The sequence below is a fragment of the Gardnerella sp. DNF01157 genome, assembly GCF_049244225.1.
Classification (GTDB): domain Bacteria; phylum Actinomycetota; class Actinomycetes; order Actinomycetales; family Bifidobacteriaceae; genus Bifidobacterium; species Bifidobacterium leopoldii.
In genome coordinates, this window is the sequence record NZ_CP058388.1 from 231,764 (window position 1) to 243,831 (window position 12,068).

Consider the following 12,068-nt stretch of genomic DNA (forward strand, 5'->3'; position numbering starts at 1 on the left):
CCTATAACCCAAAGTTTTGAAGGTTATTGCTTAAAATATTGAATTAATTCCCAAAATATTGAAACTCATTTTGAATATTTACTAAATTTTGTTTATTGATTTTACATTTGCGTGAACAAATGATGTCGCGCAATGTATGTGAGAAAAATTGAGGTTTATTATGTTGAATAAGAAAGTGATTGCTGCATTTGCTGCAGGTGCTACGCTGGTTTCTGGTTTGGTGTTTGCTGCGCCAGCCATGGCAAAGTCGCCTGTTAATGGTGGTTCTAATCCTTCTGCTGTGCAGGGCGATCAAGTTACTACGCTTGATAATGTTGTTTTCAGCTTCAAGGTAGATAACAAGGATCATAAGACTACTGCTATTACTCTTTACAAGAAGGGTGATAAGTACGGTGCTACTAAGGATGATATTACCCATACTGTTGCTCAGATTGGTGCTGGCTTGTTAGCTCAGGTGCAGAATAATCTTACTCCTGCTCAGGGTGATTCTGTAGTTGATACTGGTACTGTTGGTACTATTACATATCCTACGGAAATTAAAGCTGGTGAGAATACTGTTCCAGTCACTCTTACTTATAAGAGCGATGTAACTGATGATGTTGTTAAGACTATGGCTGGTCTTGGTGATTTCGATGCATTTAAAGCACTGTTAAATAAGAATAAGAAGGTCATTAGCCCTAAGCAGAAACAACTGTTTGATACAGAAAGAACTACGATAACTTCTGTTAATAAGCAGCCTAAAGGTTGGGCTACTAAGCTTGAGACTCGTGTGAAGAATGCTGGTCTTCTTAAAAGTGAGACTGACGAGTTGGTTGGTTTCGTAAGGCTTAATGCGTACTCAGAATTCAAATCACCTGCTCAGGTCAAGACTGTTGATTACGTGAATTCTAAGATTATTGAGTATCGTGCTAAGCATCTTGATGTTATTGGATTGCATGAACTTGCTGCTACTGTGCGTCAAAATTACAAACTCATGGGTTTTGATGCTGCGAAGAATGCTTTCTTTGATTCAACAATGATGCCAAAGCGTGATGAAGCCGAGAAGACTTACCGTGATGGTAAGGCTGCTTTAGTTAAGAAAGCTAATGATGAGGGCTTTACTTTCATTGCGGCACAGATTGAAAAGTCTCAGTATAGTACTCTAGAAGCTCTTACTAATTTATTGAAAAATGCTGAAAGAGCAAAGAGACAGATTAACAATGGCGTAGCTCCTGCAGTTAATAATGTGCCTGAGTATAATGGTGCTGATTTGTTCAAGGGCTTGACTTATGACCAGGCTAAGGCTTTGTACGAGGAAATGAACGCTAATGCAGAAGCTGCTAAGAAGGCTGCTAAGGATGGCAAGCTTGATGCTGATACTGTAAAGCTTCTTGCTCAAGCTAAGGCTGCTTTCCAGAAGATTGTTAAGGCTGAGATTGAGAAGATTGCTCAGCAGGCTGAGAAGGAAGGTTTCACTTTCACTGCTAAGCTGATTCGTAAGGCTAAGACTGTTGAGGGTGCTCGTGCTTTGCTTGCTGAAGCTGAAAAGAGCAAGAAGCTTACTCCAAAGCCTATTAATCCTTTGACTCCTGTTCCAAGTCAGCCTAGCGGTAATGGCGCTGGTACTGGCAACGGCGCTGGAAATGTTGCTGGTAATACTAATGACAATAAGACAACGAAGAATGCAACGAAGAATGCTGCAAATGTTGCTGCTCCATTGGCTAAGACTGGTGCTGCTGTAGCTTTGGTTGCTGTTGTTGCTTCTGTGCTTGCTGGTGTGGGTGCTGCTCTTCGCAAGATTCGCCACTAAGCTTTTAATGCACAAAAGTGCATGATTGCTTAACTATTTGTGAGCGTGCTGTATGCGAATACGGCGCGCTCACTTTTTAATATTGAGTTTAGTATTATGTCTGTTTGCTGATTATCCATAGTTTGTTCTGTATTGAGTTCTAAACATTCTCTTATACTGCTAATAGTTTGTTTATTACAACAAAACGCCTTTATTTAGTGTTTTTTCTTTAAAATACTTTCTATTTGTGAAAAATTGGTGTACCCTGTGTTATTGTAATTTAGATTGGTATATTCCGAGTTGGTGTATTCCGGGTTGGTTTATTCCAGTTTTAATATTGGTATCTGGCTTCTGCGTGTTAGCCCTAACTTTTGCGCGGGGATCAGATAAAAGAGATTGAAGGTCTAATATGTTAAAGAAGAAGACCATTGCAGCTTTCGCTGCAGCTGCTACTTTGCTTGCAGGTTGTGCTTTTGCTGCTCCAGCAATGGCTGATGATGAAATCGATACTCATGTTCTTGAGTACGGTACTCCAGATCCATTGAACGGTGAGAATTTGTATCCAGAGACTCATCAGGCTCCTGCTAATCCTGAGGGTTACAATGACCCTACCCAGGTTCCTGATATGAATCACTGCTACAAGAACGCTTTGGGCACTGTAGTTTGCGAGCCTGCTACAAAGACTTTGTACAACAGAGCTCTTACCAGCAATTTCCATGAGAATGATAAGAAGCCAGCCCCAGCTGCTCCAGCTCCAGCTGCTCCAGCTAAGGCTAAGCTTCCTAAGACCGGTGCCGCGGTAGCTGTGATTGCTGTCGTTGCTTCTGCTCTTGCCGGCATGGGTACTGCTCTTCGCAAGATTCGTCACTAAATTAGTGCTGTAAGTATAAATAATATATTATTATTGTTTGTGCTTGCTTTATTCTTGCATTTAGCGTGTGATGTAAAACCTTTGGTTTTGCGTCGCACGTTTTTTGTTTGTGAAGTTAGACTTAATGTGAATCGCGAATTCTACCAATTGTTATAGCTGTTTGCAGCACATAAGCGGCGCGCGGATCCGTAGCATCCCATCCTGTAGTTTGCGCAACTTTACGTAAACGGTAACGAACAGTATTTGGATGCACATTAAGTTCGTGTGCTGTTTGGTCAAGAGCTCCACCAAAGCGCAAGAACATGTCAATAGTTTCCAAAGTCGGATCGTCATGACTGTAAGGAGCCAAACTTTGATACACCTTGTTGTAAAGAGTATCAAAAGCTGTGGCATCGCCAATGAGCGCTCGCTCTGGAAGCAAATCATCCGTGTGAATGATTTGCGGCAAATGCTTTACTGCTGGAGCAACAGCAATCGCGGCAAGAGTAGCAGTAAGAGCGGAAGAAATCTGCTCAACGCCTTCAACCATGCTACTAACACAAATCGTCTTATGAGAATTCTCAAAAACTTTGCACAGCTTCTCTAAAGCCTGATCGCTAGGATTTTCGCGTACAGCAAGCAGAATAATATGAGAAGGTGCTGCAAAAGTAGAAGAATTTTTCGTAGATGCTGATATCAGTGCTTGCGTTTTTTGCCAAGCTCCCGTAATGCGCTGCAAAGCACTACTTTGTGTGCGCTCAACTATTGCATCATACGCATTGCAACTACCAAGCTGTGGCCAAATATTTCGGCGCAAAGTGTCAGTGTTATCAGGTGGAATATCTGGTGCTGGCTTGCGATTTGGTCCGTCATCTGGCTTAATTGCAGTGCCGAAAGTTCCTGCAATAACAATAACTTTTGGCGAATCTGACCATTGAAGCAAATGCATGAAGGCGTCAATACGAGCATCTGCAATACCATTCATTAAGCACGTGGCAATAATCGAGTGTAATTGCAAGCGCATCGCCGCGTCAAAAACTTGACCATCACGATTGTCGAAAATTCTAAGTGGTTCCGAGCTAGTTGATTTTTGTGCGCTGGGTAATGGAGTAAAACTCGGTGAATTATTACCTTTAGTATTTTCAGGAGATTGACTTGAATGACTCGAACGACTTTGATTTGATGAAAGACGATGCCACAAGTGGTGTTTGTGCTTTTCTTCGTTTTCTTGCTCTGCTTTAGAAGAGTTCTCTTGATCATTTGATACAGCGTTTACTTGCGTTTTGTTTAACTGTTGATTTTCAAGAGAATTGGCAATATTAGAATCCTCCGCGTGCTTTTCTGCTGCTTGTACGCTTGCTAGTATCGAAAGAAAATCGCTACTAAGTAAGCTGTTTCCTGCAAGTTTATCTTCATAATTTTCTTCGGACATGATAGAAGAAGCAGCGCTGCTATCTTGCGCAAACTGAGGTGTATTCTTCTCGTCCATCTTATGCCTTTGATCCTAACATTCTCTACTATTATAGCGCGATTGAGTAAAAGTATCTCGCCAAAAAGTAAGTGCTACAAAGCAGAAAACAAAAGCTAACGGTAGCATGTGTCGCTCAAAATTATTAGCTGGAGCAAGAATCATAACTCCAACCAGCAAGGCAAGTGGAATATGCCATAACAATGTGCGCCAACGGCGAAGAATAATTTCTGCAACTCCAATAAGTAGTGTAAAAATAACGAAAGTATTTCCGTGAATTGGCCAACTTAAAACAGGAATATCACTAAACGTGCTAATGTCTTCTGCAAATTTAGTTCGCCACTTAGGATTCCAATATTTAATCCAATCAGATTTGTGTATGCTGTCAGTGTCTATGTAATATTCTGGTCCAACATACGGGCGGTCAAAAATATCAAAGTATCCGTAAGTCTTTGCAAGAAAAGCGTCAGTTGCCACAAATGGACTATGCGTAATCATTTGCCACCAAGCGAAATCTAATTTACGGATATTATCTTTAGTAACGTATCGCCAACGATAACTCACTTTTTTAGACTGCAATCCGGAAGATTTCACAGGGTCTGCGTCATAAGGTTTGTATGCTTCTGCAGTTTGATCCAGATTAAAAATTGGTGCAATAATGCGCTTTGCACTACGCGGTATGCTATGCGGATCGAGCTTAGCTATACGTGCAATTTGTTGTAACTGAATGCCGCGACTCTCAATAGGATCGCCGCTAATAATAGCACCGCTCGAAATAAGCATAATTAACGAGCCGTGAATCACAACGATTGGAAGCAAAATTCCGCAAACCCACAAACGCCAGCGTTTGCGCTCAAAAATAATTAAAAGCATGAATTGAACAACCAGAATATACCAAGCGTATTTTGCAGCAATAAGCATTACACACACTGAAACAATTAATTCCAAAACAGTGTGAAGTCTAGGCTTTTGCGCATTCGGTTTTGTGCTAGGTGTATTTTTAGTGTCCTTCGCATGATAGCAATTAGTTAACTCGTAATTTATGCCAAACCACCAAACAAAAGCGAACGCAAAAAGCGGAGATTTTGTAAGCGCAATAGTTGAGCACAACACGAGCGGATTAAGTAAAAACATAAGCAGAATAACGAATCTTGCAAAAGTTGTTGTGCTGCAATTTGTTGAGCTAGATTCTGCGTTAAGCCAAGGTTTGTTTAAGAAGCGGTGTGCTGTTGCAGAAACGCACCATGCTGCAAATGCAAATTGTGCAAAGGCAAGAAGTGCAATTCCAGCGTCGTTTGAGTCGGTAAAGTATCTGGAGACTGCTGTTGTTGCGCCATAAATAACAGTTAGAACAATGTTGTGCTGATCTGTTAAATAAGTTGGATGAGTTGGCCACAAGTAGTGCGCAGTTGGGTAAATATCCATTGGGACAAAGCTAAAGAAGCCGATATAAGGCTGGTCTAAGCCTGTAATTTTATTCCAAGTCCAACTGTACTCACGAATTTGCGAACATATATCTGCACCGTATGCGGCAAGTAACGTAGCTGGAACCCAAATCCAGCCCACGAAAAAAGTAAGAAGTAGGTTTCTTCTGTTGCGAGTGGAGTGGTTAATGAACCATTTAGCGCAATTAAAAAATAGTTTTGCAGATTTTAAAAGAAAATGCGAAATATTGCGGAAAATAGTGTGTTTAGTAATAAATTTTTGTAATTTTGACTGTTTTTTATTTTCACTATTTTTTCTTAACGCAATTGAGTTTATTAATTTCATAAAACGTTGATATTTAGGCAAAAACTTTTTATTTTTACCGTAGTAAATAAGTGCAGTCAGTATTAATGCGTATATTATGAAGGCAGCAACGAAAATAAAAGCATTAACCAACGAAAAATCAGCGATTGATCCTAAATGAACTTTAATATCTTGACTGCGGAAAATTGGCCCCAGGCTAGTGCAAAAAGCAAGTATAAAGCATAACAAAGCAGCAAGAGTGTAATCTAAAAAACGTGCTACAACAGCACGCAATGTGCGCGGCTTCTTGTACTGCTTTTTGCGACGTATGCGCTCCATGTGTTAACACCTGCTTAATTGATGCCTAGCTATTTTGGTTGCTATTGCGCGCAAAACATGCAATTACGCGCGCAAAAATATAATCTGATGTAAATTATACATATGACTATTTTTTCTTCGCAAAGTGTGGCATTGATGCCGCAGACATCAGAAGTAGCAGATTTGGTAAAATATTTCGCAATTACAGATTCTACGCAAAATATTGCGCGAGAAATGATACAAAAAGGCGAAATAATCGCGCGAGATGACGGAAAGCCAGCAATAGTTGCGATTGTGGCAGACGAGCAAACAGCAGGAAGAGGACGATTAGGGCGCGCGTGGGTAAGCCGACCGGGAGGAAGCTTTTTAGTTTCATTCGTAACTTTGCTGCCGAAGTCAATTGTTATGGACGCAAGTCACAATGGCTGGCTGCCTATTATTGCAGGGCTTGCAGCGCGTGACGCACTTCTAGAAACGTTTAAAGAGTGCGGAAGTTCGCCGATACACGGTGATGCTTGCGCGATAAAACTTAAATGGCCTAACGACGTGTTTTTGCACGATTGTAAAGAAGGCGGAATCTTAACAGAAATTGTAGCCGATCCAAGCAAAGACAATGTTGTTGGAGTAATTTTTGGAATCGGATTGAATTTGTGCGTGCCGCAAGAAGTGCTGCCAATTAAGATGGCAACTTCGTTGCAAATGCATATGACTGATTTGCCGGAATCTAAAGAATTGCGTGATGCGATTGCTGCGAAAATAGTTACTGGATTGAGGACGAGATTGTGCGATTTTATGCGTGATTATCCAAGTAACACTGCCGATTTGCTTAAAGAGGTAAATGGTGTGTGTTGGACTCTTGGACGCGAAGTTAACGTGCATCCAGTTGACGGAAGCGTAGTGACAGGAACTGCTGTGCGGCTTGGAGAAGATGCGTCGCTTACGATTCGTGAGGAATCTGGCGAGGAAATTGTGGTAAAAAGCGGCGATGTGCACGCAGTTGCGTATGAAGCGCGACGACCTGCTTGAGCGCTGCGATTTAGCGCGCGAAAGCAATTCGGAGCGCCGAGCTTGCTCAGGGTTGAAAGCACGGTGTGCTTTCAACGCAAGCGAGGTCTGCCTGCGTCAATAAAGACGCAGGCAGGGCAGGTTAGTGTAGTTGTGCTTTAGAAACTAGGTTGTGGCTAGTGTGCGCTGACGACCTGCTTGAGCGCTGCGATTTAGCGCGCGAAAGCAATTCGGAGCGTGAGCTTGCTCAGACGGAAAGTCCAGTGGACTTTCCGTGCAAGTTCAACAGCGAGCGCTTAAAGCGCAAGCGTCAGCTGTTTGCTAGTTATCTCAGTTAAAGAGCAAGTGCGCGGCAATCTTATACAAAACGGCATTCCTTTTACAGTCGTGTAAAGGAAATGCCGTTTTTCTGCAATATAACGTTTCCGTTACGCGCGCTTTTTGTTAAGTGCGTTGTACAAGCCGGAGCAAGCCGCGCTCGCAACAAAAGCCTTAATCAAATCGCCAATCATGAAGATAATCAAGGTTGCGGCGGCAGTTGAAAGTGGCATGCCAGTTAGGTAGCTTTGGCCGAAAATGCCGAATGCGTAAATCACGATCGTGCCGATTATAGAAGCTACAGAGTAAGTGCAGAAGCGTGCGAAAGTCTTCTTGAAGGAGTTTTCTGGCATCATTGCGTCAAGAGCTACGTCAAATACGCGCTTCAAAGCTGCAGTTGCAGCAACGCCAAATATGAAACCGGCTAAGAATCCTGCAGTAGGGCCAACAAAAACAGCCCAGCCGCCCTTAAAGCCAGCAAACACAGGCAAACCTGCTGCGCCAACAGCAAGGTACATAACTACAGAAGCTACGCCTTCGCGCCAGCTCAAAGTTAAACCAATAATGCACAAAACAAGAGTTTGCAACGTAATAGGCACAGGAGTAATAGGAAGATAAATTGCGCCTGCCATGGTAGAAAGAGCCAAAAGCACAGTGAGAAGCGCTGGCTTTGCAAGCCATGCTGCAGCTACTTTCAACTTATTTGCAACGTTTGAATTTGCTGCTGCTGTTGCTGCATTATTTTGATTTATGTTAGTCATGAAAACCTTCTTTTGGTTATTTCCGGTTTGCCGTTTGCAGCTAATAGGTTGTCAATTAAACGGTTTTGCCGGTTGTTTTCCGTTTCGCTAATCACATTACGTGCCTAAAAAATCATGTGCATTGGAGAAGTGTACAAAATTTTGCTCTAGCTTTTGTGTATGTCGACTCATCCGTAAACGCAACTTTTCTAATATCTTGTAACGTATGGTTACGAATATCAAAAAAATTCTCATCGCAAACCGCGGTGAAATTGCCTTGCGAGTTATTCGCACGGCTCACGAAATGGGCATTTCTACCGTTGCTATTTATGCACCGACTGATCGCAACGCGCAGTTTGTAGAAATGGCAGACGAAGCGTACGCACTTTCCGGAGACACGTATCGTGATACTTATTTAAACGAAGATGCGATTCTTGACATTATTAAAAGAAGCGGCACGGATGCTGTGCACCCGGGTTACGGTTTCCTTTCGGAAGTTGCGTCTTTTGCGAAAAAAGTTAACGATGCTGGGGTTATTTGGATTGGTCCTCGCCCGGAAGCTCTTATTGATTTGGGAGATAAGATTACGGCTCGTCGCGTGGCAGTTCGCGCGAAAGTGCCGCCAGTTCCAGGCATTTCGGAGCCGGTAAAAGATATTCGAGAACTTTTAACTTTTGCGCAAACGCACGGATATCCTGTGATGATGAAGCGCACGGATGGCGGTGGCGGACGCGGCATTACAGTCGTTCGTAACGATGACGAGTTGCGAGGCTTTTACATGAATCACGACGCTCTTCAGGGCGGCGACTTAGATGAATATTTTATTGAGCGTTTTATCGACAAGGCTCGCCACGTTGAAACGCAGTGCGGCCGCGACGCTCACGGAAATTTCACCGTATATTCCACGCGCGATTGCTCGGTGCAGCGCCGAAACCAAAAGCTGGTTGAGGAAGCTCCTGCACCGTTCTTGACTGACGATGAAAAAGATCAGCTTTACCGATATTCTCGTAACCTATTTGAAGCTGTTGACTACGTTGGTCTTGGCACGTGCGAATATATGGTGACTTCTCAGCATAAAGTCTACTTCTTGGAAGTTAATCCGCGATTGCAAGTTGAGCACACGGTTAGTGAGGAAGTTAGTGGACTTGATTTAGTGCGAGAACAGCTCAATATTGCTGACGGCGGCGAGTTGATTAAGGATCCAGAACCTCGCGGACACAGCTTCGAGCTTCGCATTACTTCGGAAGATCCTGCTACGAATTTGACTCCAAGTTCCGGCACTTTAACGAAAATAAAGTGGCCTTCCGGTCCTGGTATTCGCGTCGATTTTGGTGTTGAAGTTGGCGATAATATTTCGCCAAAATTCGATTCGATGATGGGCAAGCTTATTATTACTGCGCAAAGTCGCGAAACTGCTGTCGCTCGCGTGCGTCGCGCTTTGAAGGAACTTTGTATTGAGGGCGTGCCAACTCCAGCAAAACTTTTTGAGCAGATTTTTAACGACCCTGAGTTTACTGCGGAAAATCACAGTTTTGACGTGTCTACTAAGTGGATGGAACGCAAGTATTTGAACCGCGTTCCTGCAGCTTCCTTGGGCGGTCAGCCGGCTTCGCTTGTTTCTGGAAAGTCTGCGGATGAATCCGAAAATAAGCAGCCTGCAATGGAATCCTTCATTATTGAGGTTGATAATAAGCGCGTAAAGCTTACGATTCCGCAAGATATTGTTGATAATTTGACTGGTTCTGCGCGAGTTCGTAGCGTTTCTAGAGCTTCGCAGCCTTTGCGCGGACGTTCGCTTCGCGGAAGTACTCACAAATCTGAAGAACAAAAGCAGATTCCTGGCGTAATCGCAGCGCCTATGCAAGCTGTTATTACGCGCGTGAATGTGGCTGAAGGCCAGCAGGTTGCCAAGGGTGATTTGCTTGTGGTGCTTGAGTCTATGAAAATGGAAAATTATGTTTACGCTCCTGCAGCTGGTACTGTTACTGGAATTTTTGTGGGGCCTGGTGACGGCGTGGAATCGGGCGCAAAGCTTGTGACGATTGATCTTGCTGGAGACAAAAGCGCAGATAAAGGCGCAGAAAAATCTTCCGAAAAAAGCGATGAAAAGCTGGAAGGAGAGCAGAAATGAGCGCTTTAGTAAAAGAAAAGTCTGAAATCTCTGAAACTTCAGCGAAAACAGTTAATAACTCTTCTGTTAATAGCTCTGCTGACGATACAAACTTGCAGCCTCGTCGCGGAAAAGCTGCAGTTCAGCACGCAGCACAACTTGCTCGTGACGCAGAACAAAAAGCTTTAGAACGTCAGCACGCAAAAGGAAAGTCAACTGCAAGAGAGCGTCTTGACTTGCTTTTTGACACTGGATCGTTCGTGGAAATCGGACGTTTTAACGGTGGTGACATTAATAACGACGTTGCAGGATGCGCTGTTATCACCGGATTTGGCGAAGTTTATGGCAGAAAAGTTGCAGTTTATGCGCAAGACTTTTCCGTGCGCGGCGGAACTTTAGGCAAAGCTGAAGGCGAGAAAATCTGCCATCTTTTAGATATGGCTGTTGAACTTCGCGTGCCAGTTGTTGCCGTAATTGATTCCGGCGGCGCTCGCATTCAAGAAGGTGTGAGCGCGCTTATGCAATACGGGCGTATCTTCAAAAAAACTTGTGAAGCAAGCGGCTTAATTCCGCAAATCTCAATTATTCTGGGTCCTTGCGCTGGTGGTGCAGTTTATTGCCCTGCGTTAACAGATTTGATTATTATGACTCGCGAGCACTCAAACATGTTTGTAACCGGTCCGGATGTTGTTAAAGCTGCAACCGGCGAGGCTATTAGCATGGACGATTTGGGCGGCGGTCTTGTGCATAACGCAACTTCCGGTGTCGCTCACTATTTGGGAGAGGATGAAGCTGACGCAATTGACTACGCGCGCACAGTTTTGGCTTATTTGCCATCTAGCTGTGAGGTAGAGCCTCCAACTTTTGCATATTCTGCTACTCGTGCCGATCGCGAAACTGCGCGCGAGTTGGCGAATATTGTGCCGGATAACGACCGTCAGCCTTACGATGTGCTCGACGTGATTCGCAGAATTGTTGATTATGGTGAGTTCGTGCAAGTGCAAGAATTGTATGCTGCTTCTGCAGTGGTTGGTTTTGCTTGCATTGAGGGTCATCCTGTTGGAATCGTAGCAAATCAGCCGAAGGTGAACGCTGGTATTTTGGATGTAAATTCTTCCGAAAAAGTCGCGCGATTCGTGCGATTGTGTGATGCGTTTAATTTGCCTGTGGTAACTCTAGTAGATACTCCTGGTTATAAGCCTGGTTCAGATCAAGAACACGCAGGAATTATTCGCCGAGGTGCGAAAGTGATTTATGCGTACGCGAACGCGCAAGTTCCGCTGGTTACGGTGATTTTGCGCAAAGCTTTCGGTGGAGCTTATATCGTTATGGGTTCCAAGTCGATGGGTGCGGACGTAAATTACGCGTGGCCAACCAGCCAGATTGCGGTTTTGGGTGCGCAAGGTGCTGTGAATATTATTCATCGTAAAGATTTGCAAAAAGCTAAAGAGCGTGGACAAGACGTTGCAGCTCTTAGAAAGCAGCTGGTTGACGAGTATGAGGCGACTACTGTTAACGCAAATCTTTCGTTGGAAACTGGGCAGATTGACGCAATGATTGACCCGGAGCAGACTCGCGATATGATTGCTGGCTCATTGAAGCTTTTGCGCAGTAAAAAGCGGGTTTCCAGAACTGGAAAGCATCACGGAAATCAGCCAATGTAAGCAGATTTATAAAAATTATAGGAATTATCAAACTTATAACTAAAAACTATAGAACTTACAGAACTTATAAACCTTACAAAACTTACAGAATTTATAAAA

8 protein-coding genes are annotated in these 12,068 nt (G+C 43.6%); 5 read left to right on the forward strand and 3 right to left on the reverse strand.

Annotated features, from left to right (window positions below; translation table 11 throughout):
* The first annotated feature begins 160 nt into the window (after positions 1-160).
* Both HXT38_RS00910 and HXT38_RS00915 read left to right on the forward strand, forming a co-directional pair.
* A complete protein-coding gene (locus tag HXT38_RS00910) occupies positions 161-1,789 on the forward strand; it encodes a hypothetical protein (protein ID WP_421791878.1) in 1,629 nt (542 codons plus the stop codon).
* A 388-nt stretch (positions 1,790-2,177) separates the two neighbouring features.
* Positions 2,178-2,639, forward strand: a complete 462-nt coding sequence (locus HXT38_RS00915) for a hypothetical protein (protein WP_064340610.1) — start codon at positions 2,178-2,180, stop codon at positions 2,637-2,639.
* A gap of 121 nt (positions 2,640-2,760) precedes the next feature.
* Here HXT38_RS00915 and HXT38_RS00920 read toward each other — a convergent pair whose 3' ends face one another.
* A complete protein-coding gene (locus HXT38_RS00920; RefSeq protein WP_101886144.1) occupies positions 2,761-4,107 on the reverse strand; it encodes a helix-turn-helix domain-containing protein in 1,347 nt (448 codons plus the stop codon).
* Positions 4,108-4,122: 15 nt separating this feature from the next.
* Positions 4,123-6,153, reverse strand: a complete 2,031-nt coding sequence (locus HXT38_RS00925) for a DUF6020 family protein (RefSeq protein WP_421791880.1) — start codon at positions 6,151-6,153, stop codon at positions 4,123-4,125.
* A gap of 102 nt (positions 6,154-6,255) precedes the next feature.
* On the opposite strand from HXT38_RS00925, the gene HXT38_RS00930 reads away from it, so the two are divergent.
* Positions 6,256-7,158 carry a biotin--[acetyl-CoA-carboxylase] ligase gene (locus HXT38_RS00930; RefSeq protein WP_421791882.1) on the forward strand — a complete coding sequence of 301 codons (903 nt, stop codon included), beginning with the start codon at positions 6,256-6,258 and terminating at the stop codon, positions 7,156-7,158.
* A 407-nt stretch (positions 7,159-7,565) separates the two neighbouring features.
* On the opposite strand, the gene HXT38_RS00935 is transcribed toward HXT38_RS00930, so the two are convergent.
* Positions 7,566-8,216 (reverse strand): biotin transporter BioY, encoded by a 651-nt coding sequence (locus HXT38_RS00935; RefSeq protein ID WP_004106293.1) that lies wholly within the window; start codon positions 8,214-8,216, stop codon positions 7,566-7,568.
* A gap of 205 nt (positions 8,217-8,421) precedes the next feature.
* Between HXT38_RS00935 and HXT38_RS00940 the strand changes: the two genes are divergently transcribed.
* Both HXT38_RS00940 and HXT38_RS00945 read left to right on the forward strand, forming a co-directional pair.
* The gene (locus HXT38_RS00940; RefSeq protein WP_112928805.1) at positions 8,422-10,326 is read left to right on the forward strand and encodes a biotin carboxylase N-terminal domain-containing protein; all 1,905 of its coding nucleotides are present in this window, start codon (positions 8,422-8,424) and stop codon (positions 10,324-10,326) included.
* A complete protein-coding gene (locus tag HXT38_RS00945) occupies positions 10,323-11,969 on the forward strand; it encodes an acyl-CoA carboxylase subunit beta (RefSeq protein WP_004106297.1) in 1,647 nt (548 codons plus the stop codon). The genes HXT38_RS00940 and HXT38_RS00945 overlap by 4 nt, the downstream gene beginning before the upstream one ends.
* Positions 11,970-12,068: the final 99 nt, after the last annotated feature.

Coding starts and splice junctions, on each gene's coding strand:
- HXT38_RS00910 (WP_421791878.1), top strand. CDS start 161: ATGTTGAATAAGAAAGTGATTGCTGCATTTGCTGCAGGTGCTACGCTG.
- HXT38_RS00915 (WP_064340610.1), top strand. CDS start 2,178: ATGTTAAAGAAGAAGACCATTGCAGCTTTCGCTGCAGCTGCTACTTTG.
- HXT38_RS00920 (WP_101886144.1), bottom strand. CDS start 4,107: ATGGACGAGAAGAATACACCTCAGTTTGCGCAAGATAGCAGCGCTGCT.
- HXT38_RS00925 (WP_421791880.1), bottom strand. CDS start 6,153: ATGGAGCGCATACGTCGCAAAAAGCAGTACAAGAAGCCGCGCACATTG.
- HXT38_RS00930 (WP_421791882.1), top strand. CDS start 6,256: ATGACTATTTTTTCTTCGCAAAGTGTGGCATTGATGCCGCAGACATCA.
- HXT38_RS00935 (WP_004106293.1), bottom strand. CDS start 8,216: ATGACTAACATAAATCAAAATAATGCAGCAACAGCAGCAGCAAATTCA.
- HXT38_RS00940 (WP_112928805.1), top strand. CDS start 8,422: ATGGTTACGAATATCAAAAAAATTCTCATCGCAAACCGCGGTGAAATT.
- HXT38_RS00945 (WP_004106297.1), top strand. CDS start 10,323: ATGAGCGCTTTAGTAAAAGAAAAGTCTGAAATCTCTGAAACTTCAGCG.